Here is a 22,138-nt window from a genome sequence, read left to right as displayed (position 1 = left end):
CTGCACACCCATGTCAAATCAAAGGAGATGAAGATGACCGAGCCCGCCAACAGCATCACTGCCGAAGACCTCCGGATGAAGATCCTCCAGAAGGAGATGGAGGAGATGTCGAGGCAGGAGGCCGCAAAGGCCGACAAGGAAAAGCAGCTGCATGACTTCACCGACAGCTTCCTGCACGATCACATTTCGGATGATGAGCGGGCGATGATCCGCAAGCTGGTGCTGAGTGCCGTCAACAACGGCAAGTTCGAGGCGCTGGTCTATTCCTTCCCTTCGGACCTTTGCACCGATAGCGGACGGGCCATCAACAACCGCCAGCCGCACTGGCCCGAGACGCTGCAGGGCAAGGCGAAGGAACTCTACGACGCCTATGAAAAAGTCGCGAAGCCGCAGGGTTTCAAGCTCAAGGCCGCGATCATCAACTTCCCGGGCGGCATGCCGGGAGATGTCGGTCTGTTCCTGGACTGGGCGCCGGAGAAGGCCTGATTTTTAGGAGTTTCGCGGGTCCGCCTTTGCGGCGGACCTGGCAGCCCGTAGGGGAGTCGAACCCCTCTTCCCAGGTTGAAAACCTGGTGTCCTAACCGATAGACGAACGGGCCACGCGGTCTGGCGGGGTATTTAGGCGAGGCGAGGGGGCCGCGCAAGCCGAATCTTCAGGCGCGCGCGGCATCCTCGAGCCGAAGCTGGACCTTGCTCTGGCCGCGCCAGTGGTTCATCTCGAGCCGGCCTGCCAGATGGAAGCGGTTCGCGCCCGGATTTTCCAGCGCCGGGCCAAGCGGGCCGTCGAAGGCACCGAAGGCCACAGCCTCCAGCCGCCCCCCATCCTCGATGCCGAAGCTCAGGCGCAGGTGGCTTTCGCCCATCCGCCGGGCGCTGACCGCCTGCGCGGCGAAGGCGAAACGCGGAGCAGGGGCCGCGGCCCCAAAGGGGCCGGCCGCTTCCACCTGCTCGACGAATTGCGGGGTCGCCGCTCCGGGCATCAGGAGGCCGTCGAGCTTCAGGTCCGCCGGGCCGGATGCACCTGCCCCTTGGCGGGCAAGAAGCTCTCCCAGCCGCTCCATCGCCGCTTCGATCCGGTCGTGGGCCACGGTCAGACCCGCAGCCATCTTGTGACCACCGCCCTTGATGAGAAGCCCCTCCGCCGCCACCCGCTGGATCGACGCGCCAAGGTCGACGCCCGAGATCGACCGGCCCGACCCCTTGCCCTCGGCCCCGTCGATGCCGATCACGATTGCGGGCCGGTTCGTCGCCTCTTTCAGCCGCGCGGCGACGATGCCGACCACGCCCGGATGCCAGCCCGGTGCCGCGGCCCAGACGAGCGGGCCGTCAAGACCGCGCGCCTCGGCCTGTGCCATCGCCTCGTCCCGAACGCGCATCTCGATCTCGCGCCGTTCGGTGTTGAGCTGGTCAAGCCGCGCCGCGAGGCTCGCGGCTTCCTGCGCGTCTTCGGTGCTCAGCAGCCGCGCACCCAGATCCGCGCGGCCGATCCGCCCGCCGGCATTGACGCGTGGACCCAGCAGGAAGCCGAGCGCATAGCTGTTCGGCGCCTGGTCCATCCGGGCGATATCGGCCAGCGCCACCAGGCCGGGCCGTTCGCGCCGCGCCATCACCTTCAGTCCCTGCCGCACCAGCGCCCGGTTGACCCCGATCAGCGGCGCGACATCGGCCACCGTCGCCAGCGCCACAAGGTCGAGCATCGCCATCAGATCCGGCCCCTGAACCCCCTCGGCGCGGAGCCTGCGGTTGACCTCGACCAGCAGCAGGAACACGACCGAGGCCGCGCAGAGATGCCCGAGCGCGCCATCCTCGTCCTGACGGTTCGGGTTCACGACCGCAAGCGCCGGGGGCAGCGTCTCTGCCCCGAGGTGATGGTCCAGCACCACCACATCTGCCCCCTTCGCCGCCGCGATCGGTTCGTGGCTGAGCGTGCCGCAATCGACGCAGAGGATCAGGTCATGCTCGTGCGCCAGGCCCGCCATGGCCGGCACGTTCGGGCCATAGCCTTCGTCGATGCGGTCGGGGATGTAGAGCGTCGCATCCCGCCCCATCGCCCGCAGCCAGGTGAGAAGCAGCGCCGAGGCCGAACCTCCATCGACGTCATAATCGCCGAAGACCGCGATCCGCTGGCGATCCTTCACCGCCCGGATCAGGCGTTCGGCGGCGATCCCCATGTCACGCAGCGACAGCGGGTCGGGCAGGAGATCACGCAGTTGCGGCGCAAGAAAGCGCTCGGCTTCCTCAGCCGTCACGCCGCGCCTGACAAGCGTGCGGCAGAGAGGCAGGGGCAGGCGGGTATGCTGGGCCATCGCCTCGGCCAGCCGATCCTCCTCTGCGGAAGGTCCGATCCAGCGCCGGCCGGTCAGCGAGTGTTCGACATTCAGGAATGCAGCCATGCGCCGGTTCTGTCTGCTCAGGCCGGGCTTGGCAAGCAAAAGGGCAGGCCATCGCCCGCCCTTTCCCGGTCCTGTCAGCGTCAGGCGGCCTGCTGGGCCTCGAGCACGAAGCGCAGATGGAACCGGGCGGCGATCCGGTCGATCTCCGCCGGCGTCACCGGGCGCTCGGCGGCTACGGCGGGGAAGAAGCCCTCGAACCCGCCCGGGGTCATCACGACCATCAGCCGCCCCTCGTCGCTGCCGATGTTCTGGAACCGGTGGACCGATCCGCGCGGGACGCAGATCGTTCCGTCTGTCTCGAGTTCGACGTAGTCGTCGTTGCACCAGAACCCGAAGGTACCCGACAGCACCCGGAAGAATTCGTCCTCGGCCTCGTGGATATGGGGCGGCGGGCCTTCGCCGGCGGGGACAGCAGCCTCGAAGCAGCCGAGACGGCCCCCGGTTTGTTCTGCGGTAATGCGGATGATGTGGCGACCGAAGGCTTCGGTTATGGCGCCGGCGTTTGCGTGGGAATAGGCCGCCTTGTCGAATGTTGTCATCTTTTGCTCCATTCAGGGGAAGGGATTTGAAGTGGCGCCGCTATAGCCTCTCGACATCAGGACGATAATCCGGTCGGATCTGACAGGATTGTCAGAATGGTTTGACGAATGAAGAGCGTTGATCCGATGCTGGGCCTCTCGGCCTTCCTTGCCGTCGCCGAACAGCAAAGCTTCACCGGCGCTGCCGGGCGGCTCGGCCTCACCCGCGCGACCGTCAGCGCGCAGGTGGCCGACCTCGAGGACCGGCTGGGCGTGCGGCTCCTGCACCGATCCACCCGTGTGGTTCGGTTGACCCCCGCAGGGCAGGCCTTCCGAGACCGGTTGGCGGATTTGCCTGAACGGGTCAACGTGGCCGAACGGGCGGCGCGGGCCGAGCAGACGGCGCCGGAAGGCAGGTTGCGCGTGACCGCGCCACCGGATCTGTGCCAGCGCTTTCTCGTGCCCTGGGTGGCGGAATTCCTGGCGCTGCATCCGGCGATCAGCATCGAGCTGGACCTGTCGAACCAGGCCAAGAACCTGATCGAACAACGCCTTGATCTTGCGATCCGAGGAACGCTGGCCGTGGAGCCGAACCTCGTCACCCGGCAGATCGGGCTTTCGCCGCTCTGGACGGTGGCGCGCCCCGATTACCTGGAAAGGCGCGGCACACCGCAGGATCCGATGGAGATGGTCGGCCATGACCTGCTGCACTTCGGCCACCTGCGTAAAGGTCGCATCTGGACGATGACCCGCGGGGCCGAGTTGGTCGAGGTACCGATCGCGCCTCGGCTGGAGTTGAACGACGGCTGGGCGCTGCGGCTGGCGGCGCTGGAAGGGGCAGGCATCTGCCAACTGCCCGGCTTCGTCGTGGGCGACGACATCGCAAAGGGCCGTCTGGTGCCGATCCTGACCGACTGGTCGCCGGGCAAGGTGCCGCTGCACGCGGTCTATCCCGACAACCGTCTGATCGCGCAGCGGGTGAAGGCCTTCGTTGCCTTCCTGGCCAGAAAGGCCCGGTCGGAACCGGACCTTTCTGCGTCGTGAGACTTACTTAACCGGCGCGCGGTATTCGATGCGGCGGACCGAGCCGGTCTTGGACCGCATCAGGATCGTCTCCATCGTCACCCAGCCCGGCTCGCGGCGGATGCCGTGCAGGAGCGAGCCGCTGGTGACGCCGGTCGCGGCGAAGATCACGTCGGCGCGCACGAGGTCGTCGCGGGTATAAACCCGATCGAAATTGGAGATGCCGGCCTTTCGGGCCCGCGCCTTTTCGTCTTCATTGCGGAAGAGGAGCTTGCCGAAGAACTGCCCGCCCATGCATTTGAGCGCGGCGGCCGCCAGCACCCCCTCGGGCGCGCCGCCCGAGCCCATGTACATGTCGATCCCGGTCTTTTCCGGTTCGGCGCAGTGCATGACGCCGGCAACATCGCCATCGGTGATGAGGCGGATCGAGGCACCGGTGGAGCGGATCTCCTTGATGAGATCCTCGTGCCGCGGCCGTTCCAGCACGCAAACAGTGATGTTCTCGGTCGAGACACCCTTGGCCGCAGCCAGTGCCGAGACCCGCTCCGACGGCGACATGGTCATCGTCACGGTGCCGGGCTTGAAGCCGGGACCGATGGCGAGCTTGTCCATGTAGACGTCGGGCGCATGCAGGAGCGTCCCACGCGGGGCCATGGCGATCACGGTCAGGGCGTTCGGCATGTCCTTGGCGGTCAGCGTCGTACCTTCCAGCGGGTCAAGCGCGATGTCCACCGCCGGTCCTTTGCCGGTGCCGACCTCTTCCCCGATGTAGAGCATCGGCGCCTCGTCGCGTTCGCCTTCGCCGATCACCACGACGCCCGCAATGTCGAGCAGGTTGAGCTGGTCGCGCATGGCGTTGACGGCGGCCTGGTCGGCGGCCTTCTCGTCGCCGCGCCCGATCAGGCTGGCCGAGGCAAGGGCCGCCGCCTCTGAGACCCGCGCGAGGCCGAGCGAAAGCATTCGGTCATGAAATTCAGTGGCGTCGGCCATGCGATCATCCCTTGGAACCTGTTTTCCCGATTGGGTTAACCCAGGGTCGTGAAACCGGCAAGCACGGTGGCGCTAACGGTCTGCGTGGGACGCAAAGCCTCCGGTCCTGATGAGCATTTGCAACAGCAGGCCGACGACCAAAGCATTCAGGAGGTGCCAGAGGAAATGCGTCCCCTGCGGAAAACTTGCGCAGATGTCCCGGTCAAGCGTGCGGAACCCGAGCGACGCCGCGAAAACGAGCACAGCCAGGGTGATCCACGGGGCGGAAGGATGCCGGCGGCGATACGCGATGGCCGCGAAAACCAACAGCGCCAGCAGGGCGGGGGCATACTGGTAGGATCCGTTCGCCCAGTCGGTGCCGGACGGACCTTCGCCGGTCGCAAGAAAGGCGACCAGTCCTGCGCCCGCCATCACGCCGGCCCCGGCAAGCATGATCCCCGGCGCGCTGATGCCGGACAGGAAACGCAGGGCGGCCACGATGAACAAGCCGACGAATCCCCAGATCGGAACGGTATCAACCAGCTCTGACCAGCGGGTCGCGTAGCTATGGAAAAGAAACGAACCGATGCCTATCAGACCCGCGAGAATGATGAGCGCCCAGACGATCGGGTCGCGGATGCTCCTCTGGAGCGCCGTCGCGGCAGCCCATGCCGCCGCGAGGGGAAAAGCCAGGTTCGTCAGGGCATTGACAGGTTCCGCCCAGAAACCAGGCCCGATCCGCTCGCAGTAGATGTCTACGGCGGCGGTCCAGTCCAACTTTCAGATCTCCTCGATCCTCAGGGCCACGGGCTCTCCCACCAGCACGCCGGTCGCGGCGAAGCGGCTCAGCGCATGGGCGATGTCCTGCGGTGCAGCGCGGTGGGTCACGATGAGCACCGGTGCGTGGGCGTCGGAATGGCCGTATTGGTGCATCCGGTCGATCGAGATTCCCGCCTCGCCAATCACGGTGGCGATCTTGGCCAGAGCGCCGGGCTTGTCGAGCAGCGTCATGCGCAGGTAATGCGCGGCCGGCGTCGCCGAGGCGGCCGGCGTCGCCTCTGCCAGCGTCGCGGCCGGCTGGCCGAAGGTCGGGATGCGGCTGCCACGCGCGAGGTCGATCACGTCGGACATCACCGCGCTCGCGGTCGGACCCTGGCCGGCGCCGGGGCCACGCAGAACGATCTGGCCGACGCTGTCGCCTTCCAGCACGACCATGTTCGTTCCGCCCTGCAACTGGCCGAGCGGGCTGTCGGCGGGCACGAGGCAGGGCGTCATCCGCTGCTCCAGCCCCCGGCCGGTCATCTGCGCGACGCCAAGCAGCTTGATGCGATAGCCCATGTCGGCGGCAAGGCGGATGTCCTCGATCGAGATCTTGCCAATGCCTTCAAGCTCTACCGCGTCGAAGCTCACCTTGGTGCCGAAGGCGATGGCGGCCAGAAGGCTCAGCTTGTGGCCTGCGTCGATCCCCCCGACATCGAGGTTCGGATCGGCCTCGAGATAGCCGAGCTGGCGGGCCTCTTCGAAGACCGTCTCATAGGGAAGCCCTGCGCTTTCCATCCGGGTCAGGATGTAGTTGCAGGTGCCGTTCATCACCCCCATGACCCGCTTCATGCGGTTGCCTGCAAGCCCTTCGGTCAGGGCCTTGATCGCCGGTATGCCGCCGGCCACCGCGGCCTCGAAGCGGATGATGCGGCCCGCCTGTTCGGCGGCCAGCGCAAGTGCTTGGCCGTGATGCGCAAGAAGGGCCTTGTTGGCGGTGACCACATCCTTGCCCGTGGCCAGCGCCGCTTCGGTCGCGTCCTTGGCCGCGCCGTCATGACCGCCCATCACCTCGACGAAGACGTCGATGTCGCTGCGACGGGCAAGGGCGACGGGATCGCTTTCCCAGGCATATCCCGACAGGTCAGCATCGCGGTTGCGCGAGCGGTCCCGGGCCGAGACGGCAACGATCTCGATCGGTCGGCCGGTGCGGGCGGCAAGGAGCGCTGCATGGGTCTGGACGATCTTCACCACGCCGATGCCAACCGTGCCGAGACCGGCAAGACCAAGGCGCAGGGGGGCAGGCATGGGACACTCCGTTCTTAGCTCTCGCGCCCTGTTAGCGGCTTGGACGGCGGCTTGCAACGCGGCCCTCTTACGGGATTCGCGTCAATCGCCCCCGGCGGCCTGCAGCAGCCGGGCGCGTTCGGCCTCATCCGTGGTCTCAAGCGCGAGCGCGCCAGTCCGCGCCCTGAGCTGTTCGGCACGCGCCTGAAGCGCCGCAGGATCCTCGGGCTCGATTGTCGGGGCGCTGCCAACAGCCAGAACCTCCTGCAAGGGGGCAATCTGGGGTGCGGGATCTGCGGTGGGTGTCCGATGCTCGCCGGGGAAATGCGGCGCCTCGCAGCCGGGCAGGGCGGCGGCGAGGAGCAGCATCAGGGCTGTCGGTCTTTCGAACGAGGGCATGGTGGAAGAATAGGCGGGCCAGCAGAAACCCGCAACCCGAGCGGTCCGATGGACTTACCGTGCCCGAGCGGCTCTTACCAAGCGTCGATATCGTCGGTCTGGACGTCGATCACGCCGTTAGAGTCATCAGCCAAGCCGCCGACCCTGCAATCCGTGCACTCGATTTTGCCTGCCGACAAGCGGGGGCGGGTCACAATGAACTGCCGATAGAAGAAATCGGGCACACCGACGTCGATTGAAGGGACATACTCGATGCGCGATTGCACGAGAATGACCGAGTCGCCGTCTGACATGATTGGAAGACGGTCAGCAATTTGTGCGACGCGCGTCGTATTCAGCGCGAGCATCCCTTCGCCGTAGGCTTCCGACCACAGGACTTCGTAACGGTTGTCGGTCTTGTCCCAGACAATGCTCGAAACGACCATCGCCGTTTCGACGCTGTTGTTCATCAGATAGTCGAAGACATCGTGAAGTCCGGACAGGTAGGCCGTATCGACCTCGTCGTTGCGGCTGACCATGTCGGCGAGGGTATAGCTCGCCTTCACGGCCGTGGTTTCCGAGCGATACGCATCCCAGTAGATGAACATCGCAAGATAGGCCCAAAGGAGCAAAGGAAGCATGATGACCGCCTCGGCGATCATGGATCCACTTTCTTCCGACGTGAAGCGCTTAAGGCGTGGTTTCAAATGGATACGCATGATCAACTCTGCGGTTCGTTGACGAAAGCAGATGCGGCGACGAGAGCATAGCCACCGCCCTGTTGGCTACGGTTCAGCCGCAGACCGAGACCGGTGGTAGGGAACAGCGGATCGAAGATCGCACAGACCCTGATCAGCATCAGTTCGTTCTGCTGGCCAGGGTCAATCACGGTTTCGTCGGTTACAGGCTGGACCGTTGCCGAGCGATTGACGCATGGCGCCTCAGAGCTGGGAAGGTTCCAGGCGGACTGATCGACGGGGATCAGCTCTAGTATCATTGAGGTGTTGCAATCAGGATAGATGACTGTGTTTGCGCAGATCGCTGCCTTGAGCGTCCCGTGAGTTGGGGCGACGAAGTTGCCCAGACGCAGGTCGCGCACAGTGATGTCGAGTGCCCTTTCGACCATGACGTACCGCGTCATGAGCAGACCGGACTCGAAAGACCCCATGAAGATCGTCATGAAGGCCGGGATCATGAAGACGAATTCCAGCGAGGCTGTGCCGTCTTCGCCTTTGCGATAGCTGCGCAGTTTGTGACGCAGGCCGTGGAATATGTGCGCGATCATTGGGTAAGCCTCAGATGGCTGATCTGGCTCGCAATCGACAGGAAAGCTTGCGAGATCTGTATCCCGGTTACGTCGTAGTAGTGCCCGGCGGACGAGGCGCAGGCCAGAAGTTGGGCCTTGCCGTTGGTCGGCGCTTCGAAGCCGATCGTGAAGATGGTGAAACCCTTGTTCTTGGCGGCCGTGCAGATCGACTGGAGCCGCGTGTTCTTGGTAGTGTCAGCCGTCGTCGATCGGAAGATGCCCTGCCATTTCGACGAGGAGTAGCCAAGTGGCGAGGCCGGTGCATAGAGCGAGGCCGCCACATAGTTGATGCTCGCGGTATTCCACACTTCGGGCCAAGTCAGCTGGGTCCAGCCGGTCGAGCTGTTGAACGGCTTGGTCTGCCAGCGGGTCGAGGACGAGTTGTCGGGCATGTAGTAGTCCGAGGTCGTTCCCGAGCGGTCGAAGTAGACCGCAAGCTTGCCCGAACTGGTCTGGCGATAGATGTTCGAGGTGCCGGTGCGGTAGGGATCCAGCAGCGTGTACTGGGTCGTGTTCTCACCGTCGGACATGACCACCATGATCTTCAGCACATCGGTCGTGGTCGCGTCGAGCGGGCGGTTGTTGTAGTCGGACTTAACCGCTCCGGCGCTGACGAGGTTCTGAACGATGCCGTTTGACCCCGGATCGAGGAAGAGGGCACCCCATTTCACGCCGATGTCGATCGAGGTGTTGCCGTCGGCGACAAGCGCGTCGATACGGTTCTTGAGATAGGTCTTGTCGTCGTTCACTGGCGTGATGGTGTTTCCCGTCTGTGGCGGGCAAAAGATCGTGCTCGGCGTGCGGCTGTTGGTGAAGGGGTCGAAGCTGCCGGCATGGGGGATCGACGTCGTTGTCGACTGGGTCGTGCTGTTGAATGCGCTGCTCGGCAGATCGACACAAGATGAGTAGGTGTGGTTCCGCGTCACGTTGAACTGTGACATCAGGGTTGTGCCCAGGTTCACCTGGCCGCTGTAGGGAACGATCGTGATCGTCGTATGCCCGGCGGCGGCGGCCCCCGACGTGTTTGTCGGGTACATCGCGTCGATGAATTCCTTGGCCGCCTTCTTGAGGTTCGTGATCCGGCTGTAGGAGTTCATCGAGCCGGAGATATCGAGCACGAGAGAAACTTCGACATCCGAGATGCGCTCGATCGCCATGCTGTTGGCCGGGGCCTGCAAGTCTGTCACGCCCATCATGTGCATGAAGAACGGCTGCAGGTCGGATCGGGCATCGACCTCGACCGATTTCGAGTTGAACCCTTCGATCACGTCCACATCGACCAGTTTGTCGATCAGGCCGGCCTTCGTGAAATAGTCGCGGACGACTGCTTCGGCATCCAAGTCTTGGTTCAGGGCGGCTGCCGCTAGCGCAGCCCGGTCGGTGGTCTGCTGCAACTCGGTGCGCCGTACTTCGTAGCGCATCAGGTCGACCGCCATGCCGCCCATCATGAGCATGAGAACAAGAAAGTTGAGGCCGAGCACAATTATGTTGCCGTCTTCCTGCTGGAGGAAGCGCTTGAGCGATTCACCTTTTGCGGGAAGTCTGAGTTTTCCGCGCATGAACTCTGTCCTCTATCCTCGGAAGCGCTGCAGGGGGTCTCCGCAGGGCAGCCGAAATAATAACCAATGCCCCAATATCCCCTGAGATAAGGCAAAAATGAGGCACGAATTGCGGCCTGAGGGCGTTATCCGGCTACCGCGGAAACGGTCGCGAGCCGAACTTCGCGACTGTTCATCATGGCCCCACAATTAACGAACCGGGACTCGCCACTGAGTTGTGTGGTCCAGTCGCGCGCCCGAACTACGGGTAAAGGGGTGCGGGTCTCGGAGATCCGATTCGAATCGGCCGGTTCCGCTTCGCAATCTGCCCAAAGATTGTGCATGGAATCCTTTACAAAGGGAGCCTAGGCTTAGCGCGCACCTCCCGCGGAAGGGTGGGGTGTGCCGTCCAGAGGAGGAAATTCATGGCTGTCGCAGGCGAACCGAGCTTTCGGGAATCCGTCGATCTGATGTTCAACCGGGCGGTCGCGCTCATGGACCTGAGCCCGGGGCTGGAGCAGAAGATCCGGGTCTGCAACTCGACCTACACCGTGCGCTTCGGCGTGCGGCTGCGGGGCAAGATCGAAACGTTCGTGGGCTACCGCTCGGTCCATTCCGAGCATATGGAGCCGGTCAAGGGCGGCATCCGCTATGCGATGAGCGTGAACCAGGACGAGGTCGAGGCGCTGGCGGCGCTGATGACCTACAAGTGCGCGCTGGTGGAAACGCCCTTCGGCGGATCAAAAGGGGGGCTCTGCATCGATCCCCGCGCCTGGGAACCGCATGAGCTGGAACAGATCACCCGCCGCTTCGCCTACGAACTCATCAAGCGCGACCTCATCAACCCGGCGCAGAACGTGCCCGCCCCCGACATGGGCACCGGCGAGCGCGAGATGGCCTGGATCGCCGACCAGTATGCGCGGATGAACACCACCGACATCAACGCCAAGGCCTGCGTCACCGGCAAGCCGCCCCATGCCGGCGGCATCCAGGGCCGGGTCGAGGCGACGGGCCGGGGCGTGCAATATGCCCTGCGTGAGTTCTTCCGCTATCCGGAGGATGTGGCGAAGGCGCATCTGACGGGCGATCTCGACGGCAAGCGGGTCGTGGTGCAGGGCCTTGGCAATGTGGGCTATCACGCTGCCAAGTTCATCTCGGAAGAGGACGGGGCAAAGATCATCGCCATCATCGAGCGTGACGGCGCATTGCATAACGAGGACGGTCTCCACGTCGAGACCGTGAAGCAATGGATCGCCAAGCACGGTACGATCAAGGGCTACCCGGACGCGAACTTCGTCGACGATGGGGCGAAGCTTCTGGAGCTTGACTGCGACATCCTGATCCCGGCGGCGATGGAGGGTGTCATCCACATGGGCAACGCCGCGCAGATCAAGGCGCCGCTCATCATCGAAGCCGCGAACGGTCCGATCACCTTCGGCGCCGACGAAATCCTTCGCCAGAAGGGGACGGTCATCATTCCCGACATGTATGCCAATGCCGGCGGGGTGACCGTCAGCTACTTTGAATGGGTCAAGAACCTCAGCCATATCCGCTTCGGCCGGATGCAGAGGCGCGCGGAAGAGGCCCGGCATATCCTGCTGGTGGACGAGCTGGAGCGCCTTGCGGCGGACAAGGGACTGGACTGGACCCTGTCACCGGGCTTCAAGGAGCAATACCTGAAGGGGGCGGGCGAGCTGGAACTGGTACGCTCTGGTCTGGACGACACGATGCGGGGCGCTTACCAGGCGATGCGCGCCATCTGGCACGGTCGCGACGATGTCGAGGATCTGCGCGTCGCGGCCTATATCGTCTCGATCAGCCGCGTCGCTGCGACCTATGTGTCGAAAGGCCTGTAGGATTGTTTCCCTGCCCGGGCGGAATGGACACCAAGTCGCCCGGGCGTCGTCACAATCCTGCCTCAAGTCCTAGCAATCTTTGTCCGAATAAGGGTGAATCCGGGCCGTATCTGCGGCGGCCCGACGCTCAAGGGGTGAAGACATGGCTGGGTTTGACGCATTCGTAAGGGCAATCCGCGGTTTCCTGCGCTCGTCCGATGGCTCGGCCTCGGTCGAAGTGGTGATCTGGACCCCGCTGTTCATGTTCATCTTCTTCCTGATTGCCGACACGGCGATCATCTTCAGCGATCAGGCGCAGGTCCTGCGCATCGTCCAGGACGCCAACCGCGCCATGTCGATCGGGCAGACCGACGAAACCGCAACCGAAGATCGCATCAAGGCTGCGATTGCGTCCATCAGCCCGAACGCGGCGGTGGATACGACAGTTGACACCTCGACGGGAATTATCCGCACCGATGTCGTGATGCCGATCAGCGATCTCGAAGCGACCGGAATGGTCGGCGCTTTCGACAACCTGTCCGTCACCGTTACCGCCCAGCACTTGTCGGAGGCCTGAAGATGCCAGTGTTTCCTTCGAAGCTCTTGACCTTTGCCAGAGACGAAAAAGGCTCGGTAACGGCCTTCAGCCTGTTCATGACGGTCGCCTGCCTTGCTCTTGCCGGCTATGCAATCGACATCGGCAATCTCGTCACCGCAAGAACCCGGCTGCAGGTCGCTGCCGACGCGACCGCGCATGCGGCCCTGCTGCAGCGCGAATTGCACACCGAGGCCGACGCGAAGACCAAGGCTCTGGAAGTCGCGGCCCTCAACATGCCGGAGTCGGTCTATGGCAAGGTGTTGACGGCCGACGATATCGACTTCGGCACCTGGGATCCCGACACCCGCACCTTTACACCCAAATCCGGATCGCGCAGCGCAGTGCAGGTCAGCACACAGCGCAACCACGCCTACGAAAACCAGATCCCGACCTATTTTCTGAAACTCGTCGGGCTGGATGACTGGGACGTGGTCACGTCCTCGGTCTTCGTGACCTATTATCCGACCTGCCTGCGCGAAGGCTTCGTGGCGCAGGACTATGTCGATCTCCAAAGCAACAACAGCTACTCGAACGGCTTCTGCATCCATTCGAACAACTACGTCTCGCTGAACAGCAACAACTACTTCGAACCGGGCACGGTCGTGTCGATGCCCGACCTTGATGATCTGGAACTGCCGAACTCCGGCTACAAGACCAACGTCGGCCTCGAGGCGGCGCTGCGCGAGGGGTCGTGGAATATCCGGATCGTGCAGCGGATCAACGCGATCATCACCGGGATCAAGAACCGCGATCCGATGTACCTGCCGAGCTACATCACCAATGCCACGACGAAGACCTTCACCAAGAACACGGTCTACCAGACCGACGTGACGTCAGGCACGCTTTACACTTATACCTGCAACAAGGGGAACAACACGCTGACCATCAAGAACAGCGTCAAGCTGTCGAAGGTTGCGATCATCACCAGTTGCGATGTGAAATTCGAGCAGGGCGTGATCCTGGAAGACGTGGTCATCGGCACCACCAGCACGACCAAGAACACCTCCATCACCAGTGCGTCGGGCGTCCAGATCGGCAAGGACGACCATTGCGCGGCCGGCGGCGGTGCCCAGCTTCTGACCATGGGTGACATCAGCTTCCCCTCTGACCTGAAGATGTTCGGTGGCCAGCTGCTCGCCAAGGGCAACATCGAGTTCGCCGCCAACGCCAACGGGATTGAGGGGGCGGCGATGGTTGCGGGAGGCTCGATCTCTGGCACCAGCAACATGAACATGGCCTTCTGCGGAACCGGAATGGAAGCCAACTACGAGGCCGAATACTTCAAGCTTGCTCTCTGAAAAGCATGGTCGGGCGCAGTGGGCGGGGGCATCGCACCCCGCCCTATTCCTGTTCGGACCCGAAAACCGCAAGAAGTCCTCTGCTGACGGAAACTGGCAGCAAGGCTGGCTCATGCTGACCCTGTAGCCAAGAATGGGGGCCTCATGCGGTTCTGGATAGCGGTCGCCTCGGCCAATCACGTTGCCATCGGGCGGGCCGAGGGATTCATGCAGGTCAACCACGGCAAGGCGTCACCGCTCAGGCGGATACGTCCGGGGGATCTTGTGGCCTATTACTCACCGGTCGAGGTCTTTGGCACGCGAACGCCATTGCAGAGTTTCACTGCCCTTGGCCGCGTGCGCGCGGGCGAGGTTTACCAAGGGGTGATGGGCGGTGGCTTCACGCCCTGGCGGCGGGATGTCGACTGGTTCGCGGCGGAACCGGCATCGATCCATCCGCTGCTGCCGCTTCTGTCCTTCACCGCCGGGCGCCAGAACTGGGGATACATGCTGCGTTTCGGACTGTTCGAGGTCCCCGCATCAGACATGGACCTGATCGGTCGGGCCATGCAGGCGGGGGAGATCGGCGCGGCCGGGGCAGCCTAGCCCACGCCTCTGCCGCCAGGCGGGGTGAGGACCACCCGTTCCCGCAGCACGGCCGTCTCGCCGCCGAACATCTCCTGTGCCGCGCGGTGTCCGTCATGGACGGCATGGGCGATGAGGCCGGGTGCGGCCGCGTCGCCGATGCGCAGAAGGGTCTTCAGCCCCTTCTCCTGCAAGTCCGACCAGAGCGCATCCTGCGGCTCGCGTGACGTGACCGGAACGAAGCCCTCGCAGGGGATGCGCTGGCTTCTGCCGGTATAGATGCAGTCGAGCCGTGCTTCCCCCGGTTCCAACGCCGCCACGGTATGGCCCGTGAGGATGGTCACGCCGCGCTCAAGCAGGCGGCGGTGCAGGCCTGCCTGCTCCACGGTGTAGCCCGCCCATTCGGCCACCCGGCCCTCGGTGGTCACATAGGTCACCGCCATCCCCTCTGACGCGAGAAGATCCGCAAGCCCCGCCGCAACGTGGTAGTTGTCGTCGTCGAAGATCACGACCGGCCCCGCAGGCCGCGCGCCCGACAGCACAGCCTCCGGCGAAAGGGTCCGCGGATCGGTGTAGCTGGCCATGCCTCCGGGGAAGGAGCGTCCCCGGCCATCCACCCGCCAGCGGCTGCCGGTCGCGCAGATCACATGCGGCGCACCGGTTGCCAGCACATCGTCCACCGTCATCCGGCTGGCCGGGAAGACTTCGACATTCGCAAGCTTGCCGATCTGGTGCAGCCGCCAGTCGCGCACCCGTGCCCATTCCGACAGGCCGGGCAGGCGGCTTTCCAGCGTCACCCGCCCGCCGAGCGTCTCTTCCGCCTCGGCCAGCATCACCGGCACCCCACGGCGGCCCAGAGTCAGGGCCGACTCGAGCCCAGCCGGACCGCCGCCGATGACCAGAACCGGCTCGACCCGGCCCGTCACCGCCGGAACCCGCTCCGGATGCCAGCCGCGCCGCCACTCTTCGCCCATGGCAGGGTTCTGGGTGCAGCGGATTGGCGCCCCGAGGCCGTCATGTGCATAACAGATGTTGCAGCCGATGCATTCGCGGATGTCGTCGAACCGGCCCGTGCGGATCTTCTCGGGCAGGAAGGGGTCCGCGATCGAGGGACGGGCGGCACCGATGAAATCGAGCCGCCCCTGCCGGATCTCGGCCAGCATCGTCTCGGGGCTGGTGAAACGGCCCACCGCCACCACGGGTTTGCCTGTCGCCGCTTTCACATGGGCGACGTGATCCCGAAGCGCCGCCTCGCGGACGAAGCGCGAGGGGCCCATCTCAACCGCGTAGTCCGGGATTGTCACGTCGAAGACATCGACCATCGGTGCGATCGAGGCGAGGAACTCCGCCCGCGCCTCGGCCCCGCCGCCATCTTCATCGGTCACCTCGATGCGGATGGCGATGGCGGCACTGTCGCCGGCCGTCTCGCGGGCCTCGGCAATCAGGTCTGCGACGATCCGCCCCCGTTCCAGCAGCGACGCGCCGCCTTCGGGGTTCAGCGCAGGGTCAAGGAACTGCGACAGGAGGTAAGTATGGGCGGCATAGACATAGATGACGTCGAACCCGGCCCGCACCGCGCGGTCAACCGCCAGGCGGTGCCAATCACGCAGGTCGGCCCTGTCCTGCCGGTCCATCCGCCGGGCTTGCCAGGGCGCCCCCTCCGCCGGCAGGCTGACCGGCGCGAGCGAGCCAGCGCGGCTCAGGACATTCTTCGAGCGCAGACCGCCGTGCCACAGTTCCACCCCAGCCAGCGCCCCATGGGCATGAACGGCCTCGGTCATCGCCGCCATGTTCGCCACGTCGCCCTCGTCCCAGAGCGACGCATAGGGCGCAGGGGTGTCGTCCGAGCTTGGATGGATCGAGCAGTATTCGGTGTTCACCACACCCCAGCCGCCCTCGGCCTTGATGCCGCGCATCGTCGCCAGCGTGCGGGGATAGAGATTGCCCATGCCCGTGCAATGCGGCACCTGCCAGAAGCGGTTCGGCGCAGTGACCGGGCCGATCTTCAGCGGCTGGAACAGGATGTCAAAGCGCGGGTCGCGGGTGTCGGTCATGTCACTCTCCTGGGTTCTGCGACAGACTGCCGCTCTGACCTGACACCCGTCAATGGCAGTGCCGATGGCATATGCGACACGTCGTGTCGCGCGCGGACAAGGAATTGACCGCCAGCCATTGAATATTGCAGCGCGGCATGGTCCGCCTTTCCCTGCCGCGATGGGAGTTCTGCAATGCGCTATTCGGGTCTGAAGGTCTTTACGGAGGGCCTTTTCGGCAACAAGGGCTGGACCCCCGCTTGGCGCGACCCGCAGCCGAAAGCCGAATATGACGTCATCATCATCGGTGGCGGTGGCCACGGCCTGTCGACGGCCTATTACCTGGCCAAGAACCACGGCATCACCAATGTCGCAGTACTGGAGAAGGGCTATCTCGGATCGGGCAATATCGGGCGCAACACAACCATCGTGCGCGCGAACTACTTCCTGCAGGGCAACAGCGAATTCTACAGCCATTCCCTGAAGTTGTGGGAAGGTCTTGAGTCCGAGCTGAACTACAACGTCATGCATTCGCAGCGCGGCCTCATCAACCTGTTCCACTCCGACGGCCAGCGCGACGCCTTCGCCCGGCGCGGCAACATGATGCTGAGCCAGGGCGACGACGCGATCCTGCTCGACCGCGAGGGCGTGCGCGAACATCTGCCCTATCTCGATTTCGAGCAGACCCGTTTCCCGATCTATGGCGGCCTCTATCACCCGCGCGGCGGCTCGGCCCGACACGACGCGGTCGCCTGGGGCTATGCCCGCGGCGCCGACCGGCGTGGCGTCGACCTGATCCAGAACTGCGAAGTGACGGGGATCGACATCGAGAATGGCGTGGTGAAGGGCGTGCAGACCACGCGCGGTGCGATCCGGGCGAAGAAGGTCGGCATCGTCGTTGCCGGACGCTCGGGGCAGGTGGCGGCGATGGCGGGCATGCGCCTGCCGATCGAGAGCCACATCCTGCAGGCCTTCGTCAGCGAGGGGCTGAAGCCGGTCATCGACCATGTCATCAGCTTCGGCATGGGCCACTTCTACATCAGCCAGTCCGACAAGGGTGGGCTCGTCTTCGGCGGCGACCTCGACTTCTACGCGAGCTACGCGGCGCGGGGGAACCTGCCGATGGTCGAGCATGTGATGGAGGCGGGCATGACGCTGATGCCAATGATCGGCCGCGCCAAGGTGCTGCGCTCCTGGGGCGGGATCATGGACATGTCGCCCGATGGCTCGCCCATCATCGACAAGACCCATGTCGACGGCCTGTTCATCGACTGCGGCTGGAACTACGGCGGCTTCAAGGCCGTGCCGGCATCGGGCTGGTGCATGGCGCACCTCATGGCCACCGGCCAGCCGCACGAGGTTGCCCGCCGCTTCCGCCTCGACCGCTTCGCCACCGGCCACCTCCTCGACGAGGAAGGCACCGGCTCCCAGCACAACCTGCACTGATGCGTGCGCTCCTGATCCTTGCCCTGATGACGACCCCCGCGATGGCCCAGATGAACCCGGTCAAGAACCCCTGCGCAGGCGCGGGCGGAGGGGACATCTGCGCCGCTGCAAAGGGCACGGCTGATGCACTGGCGAAAAGCCTGCCGCGTGAGATCGCGCCCGGCATCCGGGTCATGGGTGCGTCGCAGGGCGGCCCACAGGTGCAGCTTGACCTTATGGTCGCGGCCGACCTCCGACTGCCCGACGGGGACGGCTTTGCCCGCTTGGCCTGCGGCGAGCCGCCCCTGTCCGCTCTCATCATGCGAGGCGGGCAGGTGGCCTATTTGCTGAACGGCAAGACCCTTGCCACCATCACGTCCTGCGAAGAGGTGAACTGATGCGCATCCCATGCCCGCTCTGCGGCCTGCGCGACCGGCGCGAGTTCTATTACTACGGGTCCGACGACTATCTGCATCGCCCCGGTGAGGGCGCCGCGCCAGAGGCCTGGGACGCCTATCTGCACCTGCGCGACAACCCGGCGGGCGTGACGCGCGACCTGTGGTATCATGAGACCGGCTGCACTTCCTGGCTGGTCGTGACCCGCAATACCGTGACCCATGAAATCCTCGGCGCCGAACTCGTCGCCGGGGAAGGGCAGGGCAAACCTGCCCCGAAAGGCCGGAGGAAAGCATCGTGAGAATCCCCGGCAAGGGCCTGATCGACCGAACCAAGGCGCTGACCTTCCGCTTCGATGGCAGCGAGTATTCCGGCCATCCCGGCGACACGGTCGCCTCGGCGCTGATGGCGAACGGGGTGAAGCTTGTCGGCCGCAGCTTCAAGTATCACCGTCCGCGCGGGGTGCTGACCGCCGGATCGGAAGAGCCGAACGCGCTGATCGAGGTGCTGGAAGACGGCCAACAGACCCCGAACGTCCGCGCCACGGTGCAGGAGGTGTATGAGGGTCTGGCGGTGCAAAGCCAGAACCGCGCACCTTCGCTGAAGTTCGACCTGCTGGCGGTGAACGACCTCGCCGCGCCCTTCTTCGGGGCGGGCTTCTACTACAAGACCTTCATGTGGCCGCGCGCCTTCTGGGAGCGGCTTTATGAACCGGCCATTCGCCGGGCCGCCGGTCTTGGCCGCCTTTCTGGCCGGCATGACGAGGCGACCTACGAAAAGGCCTGGGCCTATTGCGACCTTCTGGTGATCGGGGCAGGGCCGACCGGCCTGATGGCGGCGCTGACCGCCGCGCGGGCCGGGGCAGATGTCATCCTCGCCGATGAGGGTGCACGCATGGGCGGGGCGCTTCTGTCCGATATGGGCCAGATCGGCGGGCAGGGGTCGGCGGACTGGGCGGCTTCGGTGCTGACCGAGCTTGCCTCGATGCCCAATGTCCGGCTGATGACGCGGACGACCGTCACAGGGGCCTATGACGATGGCACATACGGCGCGCTCGAGCGGGTGGGCCTGCATGTCGCGCCGAAGGCCGACCTGCCGCGCGAATGCTTCTGGCGGATCGTGACGAAACGCGCGGTTTTGGCAGCGGGCGCGCTGGAACGCCCGATCGCCTTCCAGAACAACGACCGGCCCGGCATCATGCTTGCCTCGGCACTCCGGACCTATCTCAACCGCTACGGCGTCGTTCCCGGTCAGCGGATCGCGCTCTTTGCCAACAACGACAGCGCCCGTACGACGGCCCGCGACCTGCATGCGGCGGGCGTCCGTATCGCCGCGCTGATCGACAGCCGCGAGGGCGCCTCGACCGACGAGCCTTTCCCGGTTCATGCCGGGGCCGTCGTTAGCGACACCGCCGGCCGCCACGGTCTGACATCGGTCACCGTCCGGCAAGGCAGCCGCGAGTTCAAGGTCGAGGCGGATGCGCTCGGGCTTTCGGGCGGCTGGAACCCGACGGTCCATCTGACCTGCCACCTGAACGGCCGCCCGGTATGGGACGACGCCATCGCCGCCTTCGTTCCGGCCGAGAATGCCGTGCCCGGCCTGATCGCCGCCGGATCGGCAAAGGGCACATTCTCGACCGCCGCCTGCCTTGCCGAAGGCGCCGCCGCTGCGGCGGTCGCGATCGAGGCGCTTGGCCTCAAGGCCCCGATAGCCGACATTCCCGCCGCCGCCGACGAGAACCCGGCGACCGAGGCCCTCTGGCATATCCCGACCAAGCCCGGTCTGTGGAACCGCGCCTGGCTCGATTTCGCCAATGACGTGACGACCAAGGACGTGAAGCTGTCTGCGCAGGAGGGCTTCCGGTCGGTCGAGCACATGAAGCGCTATACGACGCAGGGCATGGCGCCGGATCAGGGCAAGAACTCCAACGTCGCCGCGCTGGCGCTTCTGGCCGATGTGACCGGCCGCGCCATCCCCGAGACCGGCACGACCACGTTCCGCCCACCCTTTACCCCTGTGTCCATTGCCGCCATGGGCGCCGGGGGCCGCGCTGCAGGGTTTGCGCCGCAACGCTTCCTGACCTCGGACCAGGCCAGCCGCGACCGCGGCGCGCCGATGATCGAAGCGGGCCTGTGGTACCGCCCGAGCTATTTCCCGAAACCGGGCGAGACGACCTGGAAAGAGGCCTGCGACCGCGAGGTCAACATGGTGCGCTCGACCGTCGGCGTGGCCGATGTCTCGACCCTCGGCAAGATCGACATCCAGGGGAAGGACGCCGCGCGCTTCCTCGATCTCGTCTACACCAACACCTTCTCGACCCTGCCCGTGGGCCGCACCCGCTATGGCCTAATGCTGCGCGAGGATGGGATGGTGCTGGATGACGGCACCTCGGCGCGCCTCGCTGAGGACCGTTTCCTGATGACGACAACGACCGCAGCAGCCGGCCTCGTCATGCGCCATCTCGACTTCGTCCAGCAGGCCTTCTGCGCCGGTTGGGATGTGCGCACCATCTCGGTCACCGAAAGCTGGGCGCAATTCGCCGTTGCCGGCCCGCTGGCGCGGCAACTTCTGTCGAGCTATCTCGGCACAGAGATCGACCTACCCTTCATGGGCGTCGCGCCGGTCCGGATCGGGAATGTGCAGGGGCGTTTGTTCCGCATCTCCTTCTCGGGCGAAGAGGGCTACGAGATCGCCGTGCCGACCCGCTATGGCGAGGCGCTGTTCCGCGACCTGCTCGCCCGCGCCGAACTTCTCGGCGGCGGCCCGTACGGGATGGAGGCGCTGAACGTCCTGCGTATCGAGAAGGGCTTCATCACCCATGCCGAGATCCACGGCCGGGTGACTGCCTTCGACATCGGCATGGAAAAGATGGTGAGCGGCAAGAAGGATTGCATCGGCAAGGGCGCGTCGCAACGCCCCGGTCTCTCTGGCCCCGAGCGCGAGCAGATGGTGGGCCTGACTCCCGTGGGCGAAGGCGTCCTGACGTCGGGCGCGCATCTCTATGCCAAGGGCGCCGAGGCGACGCGGGTCAACGATCAGGGCTATGTCACCTCGGTCGGCTGGTCGCCGACGCTCAACCGCTGGCTGGGCCTCGGCTTCCTGAAGAACGGTCGTGCCCGGCATGGCGAGGTGATCCGCATGGTCGATGGATTGCGCGGCCATGACGTGCTCTGCACGGTCTCCGATCCGGTGTTCCACGACAAGGAAGGGGCAAAGCTCCGTGGCTGACCTCATCGCCAAATCCGCCCTGGCCGGACATGCCCCGCTGACACTCGCCGGCGTGACACTGTCCGAAATCGCGCTCGATCCGATCACCTCGATCGCGCCCTTCAGCGGTCAGGACGCCGCCGTGGCCAAGGCGCTCGGCCTCGTGCTGCCCGCGCCGAACCGCTTTGCCGAGGCCAAGGGCGCCCGCCTCGTCTGGACGGGGCGCGGGCAATACTTCCTGATCGGCTCGCCGACGCCTAAGGGACTGGCCGGGATCGCCGCCCTGACCGACCAATCCGACGGCTGGGCTGCGCTTCGCCTCGATGGCCCCGGCACCGAGGCGGCGCTGGCCCGGATCGTGCCCGTGGATATCCGCCTCGCCGCCTTCCCGGAAGGCGCCGCGCTCCGCACCGCCTTCAATCACATGAACGCGGTCCTGATGCGGACGGGCGCGCAGACGGTCGATATCCTCGTCTTCCGCTCGATGGCCCGCACGGCCTGGCATGAGGTGGAAGCCGCGATGACGGCCCTCGCGGCGCGTCAACGACTGACCTGACCCGCCCCATTTCCTGCTCCCAAATATTCCGGGGGTGCGGGGGCTGGCCCCCGCT

The 22,138-nt window shown here is 65.1% G+C and carries 21 protein-coding genes and 1 tRNA gene; 11 read left to right on the top strand and 11 right to left on the bottom strand.

The features are described from left to right. The first annotated feature begins 33 nt into the window (after positions 1 to 33). A complete protein-coding gene (locus tag L0V05_RS06260; protein WP_234869263.1) occupies positions 34 to 486 on the top strand; it encodes a hypothetical protein in 453 nt (150 codons plus the stop codon). Positions 487 to 524: 38 nt separating this feature from the next. On the opposite strand, the gene L0V05_RS06255 is transcribed toward L0V05_RS06260, so the two are convergent. From L0V05_RS06255 to L0V05_RS06245, 3 genes are all read right to left on the bottom strand, one after another. Then, a tRNA-Glu gene (locus L0V05_RS06255) sits at positions 525 to 599 on the bottom strand. Positions 600 to 653: 54 nt separating this feature from the next. After that, positions 654 to 2,393: a single-stranded-DNA-specific exonuclease RecJ gene (gene recJ / locus L0V05_RS06250; RefSeq protein ID WP_234869262.1), complete on the bottom strand. Its 1,740-nt coding sequence runs from the start codon at positions 2,391 to 2,393 to the stop codon at positions 654 to 656. Between the two features lie 80 nt (positions 2,394 to 2,473). After that, positions 2,474 to 2,932 (bottom strand): cupin domain-containing protein, encoded by a 459-nt coding sequence (locus tag L0V05_RS06245; protein ID WP_234869261.1) that lies wholly within the window; start codon positions 2,930 to 2,932, stop codon positions 2,474 to 2,476. 108 nt (positions 2,933 to 3,040) lie between these two features. Here L0V05_RS06245 and L0V05_RS06240 point away from each other — a divergent pair, with 108 nt between their 5' ends. Beyond that, complete coding sequence (locus tag L0V05_RS06240; protein WP_234869260.1) at positions 3,041 to 3,955, top strand: LysR family transcriptional regulator; 915 nt, start codon at positions 3,041 to 3,043, stop codon at positions 3,953 to 3,955. A gap of 3 nt (positions 3,956 to 3,958) precedes the next feature. Here L0V05_RS06240 and glpX read toward each other — a convergent pair whose 3' ends face one another. The 7 genes from glpX to L0V05_RS06205 form a co-directional block, all read right to left on the bottom strand. Beyond that, positions 3,959 to 4,924, bottom strand: coding sequence for a class II fructose-bisphosphatase (gene glpX / locus L0V05_RS06235; RefSeq protein WP_234869259.1), 966 nt, complete (start codon positions 4,922 to 4,924; stop codon positions 3,959 to 3,961). A gap of 72 nt (positions 4,925 to 4,996) precedes the next feature. Then, positions 4,997 to 5,680 carry a ceramidase domain-containing protein gene (locus L0V05_RS06230; protein ID WP_234869258.1) on the bottom strand — a complete coding sequence of 228 codons (684 nt, stop codon included), beginning with the start codon at positions 5,678 to 5,680 and terminating at the stop codon, positions 4,997 to 4,999. Positions 5,681 to 5,683: 3 nt separating this feature from the next. Further along, positions 5,684 to 6,970, bottom strand: a complete 1,287-nt coding sequence (locus L0V05_RS06225; RefSeq protein WP_234869257.1) for a homoserine dehydrogenase — start codon at positions 6,968 to 6,970, stop codon at positions 5,684 to 5,686. An 81-nt stretch (positions 6,971 to 7,051) separates the two neighbouring features. Then, complete coding sequence (locus L0V05_RS06220; protein ID WP_234869256.1) at positions 7,052 to 7,318, bottom strand: hypothetical protein; 267 nt, start codon at positions 7,316 to 7,318, stop codon at positions 7,052 to 7,054. Between the two features lie 104 nt (positions 7,319 to 7,422). Further along, entirely contained in the window at positions 7,423 to 7,989 is a 567-nt protein-coding gene (locus L0V05_RS06215; RefSeq protein ID WP_234869255.1) for a pilus assembly protein, read from the bottom strand. Between the two features lie 59 nt (positions 7,990 to 8,048). Then, positions 8,049 to 8,612 (bottom strand): TadE/TadG family type IV pilus assembly protein, encoded by a 564-nt coding sequence (locus tag L0V05_RS06210; RefSeq protein ID WP_234869254.1) that lies wholly within the window; start codon positions 8,610 to 8,612, stop codon positions 8,049 to 8,051. Further along, the gene (locus L0V05_RS06205; RefSeq protein WP_234869253.1) at positions 8,609 to 10,192 is read right to left on the bottom strand and encodes a Tad domain-containing protein; all 1,584 of its coding nucleotides are present in this window, start codon (positions 10,190 to 10,192) and stop codon (positions 8,609 to 8,611) included. The genes L0V05_RS06210 and L0V05_RS06205 overlap by 4 nt, the downstream gene beginning before the upstream one ends. 404 nt (positions 10,193 to 10,596) lie before the next feature. Here L0V05_RS06205 and L0V05_RS06200 point away from each other — a divergent pair, with 404 nt between their 5' ends. The 4 genes from L0V05_RS06200 to L0V05_RS06185 all read left to right on the top strand — a co-directional run bounded on the left by L0V05_RS06200 (position 10,597) and on the right by L0V05_RS06185 (position 14,487). Beyond that, on the top strand, positions 10,597 to 12,027 hold the full coding sequence (locus tag L0V05_RS06200; RefSeq protein ID WP_234869252.1) for a Glu/Leu/Phe/Val family dehydrogenase: 1,431 nt from the start codon (positions 10,597 to 10,599) through the stop codon (positions 12,025 to 12,027). A gap of 142 nt (positions 12,028 to 12,169) precedes the next feature. Continuing rightward, positions 12,170 to 12,583 (top strand): TadE/TadG family type IV pilus assembly protein, encoded by a 414-nt coding sequence (locus L0V05_RS06195; RefSeq protein ID WP_234869251.1) that lies wholly within the window; start codon positions 12,170 to 12,172, stop codon positions 12,581 to 12,583. A 2-nt stretch (positions 12,584 to 12,585) separates the two neighbouring features. Further along, the gene (locus tag L0V05_RS06190; protein ID WP_234869250.1) at positions 12,586 to 13,902 is read left to right on the top strand and encodes a pilus assembly protein TadG-related protein; all 1,317 of its coding nucleotides are present in this window, start codon (positions 12,586 to 12,588) and stop codon (positions 13,900 to 13,902) included. Between the two features lie 144 nt (positions 13,903 to 14,046). Continuing rightward, on the top strand, positions 14,047 to 14,487 hold the full coding sequence (locus L0V05_RS06185; RefSeq protein ID WP_234869249.1) for an EVE domain-containing protein: 441 nt from the start codon (positions 14,047 to 14,049) through the stop codon (positions 14,485 to 14,487). Here the strand turns inward: L0V05_RS06185 and L0V05_RS06180 are convergent. Further along, entirely contained in the window at positions 14,484 to 16,520 is a 2,037-nt protein-coding gene (locus L0V05_RS06180) for an oxidoreductase (protein WP_234869248.1), read from the bottom strand. The two genes, L0V05_RS06185 and L0V05_RS06180, sit on opposite strands and share 4 nt — an antisense overlap. A 174-nt stretch (positions 16,521 to 16,694) precedes the next feature. Here L0V05_RS06180 and L0V05_RS06175 point away from each other — a divergent pair, with 174 nt between their 5' ends. The 5 genes from L0V05_RS06175 to L0V05_RS06155 are packed head-to-tail and all read left to right on the top strand — an operon-like array spanning position 16,695 to position 22,083. After that, complete coding sequence (locus L0V05_RS06175) at positions 16,695 to 17,945, top strand: sarcosine oxidase subunit beta family protein (RefSeq protein WP_234869247.1); 1,251 nt, start codon at positions 16,695 to 16,697, stop codon at positions 17,943 to 17,945. Further along, complete coding sequence (locus L0V05_RS06170; RefSeq protein WP_234869246.1) at positions 17,945 to 18,322, top strand: hypothetical protein; 378 nt, start codon at positions 17,945 to 17,947, stop codon at positions 18,320 to 18,322. Before L0V05_RS06175 ends, L0V05_RS06170 begins: the two co-directional genes overlap by 1 nt. After that, positions 18,322 to 18,621 (top strand): sarcosine oxidase subunit delta, encoded by a 300-nt coding sequence (locus L0V05_RS06165; protein ID WP_234869245.1) that lies wholly within the window; start codon positions 18,322 to 18,324, stop codon positions 18,619 to 18,621. The genes L0V05_RS06170 and L0V05_RS06165 overlap by 1 nt, the downstream gene beginning before the upstream one ends. Next, complete coding sequence (locus L0V05_RS06160) at positions 18,618 to 21,548, top strand: sarcosine oxidase subunit alpha family protein (RefSeq protein ID WP_234869244.1); 2,931 nt, start codon at positions 18,618 to 18,620, stop codon at positions 21,546 to 21,548. The genes L0V05_RS06165 and L0V05_RS06160 overlap by 4 nt, the downstream gene beginning before the upstream one ends. Beyond that, positions 21,541 to 22,083 carry a sarcosine oxidase subunit gamma gene (locus L0V05_RS06155; protein ID WP_234869243.1) on the top strand — a complete coding sequence of 181 codons (543 nt, stop codon included), beginning with the start codon at positions 21,541 to 21,543 and terminating at the stop codon, positions 22,081 to 22,083. Before L0V05_RS06160 ends, L0V05_RS06155 begins: the two co-directional genes overlap by 8 nt. Positions 22,084 to 22,138 lie beyond the last annotated feature (55 nt).

It is taken from the genome of Alitabrizicola rongguiensis (genome assembly GCF_021491355.1).
In the GTDB taxonomy this organism is placed as follows: Bacteria; Pseudomonadota; Alphaproteobacteria; order Rhodobacterales; family Rhodobacteraceae; genus Aliitabrizicola; species Aliitabrizicola rongguiensis.
The sequence above is the reverse complement of the archived record's forward strand: the minus strand, read 5'-3'. Positions and strand labels throughout refer to the sequence as shown.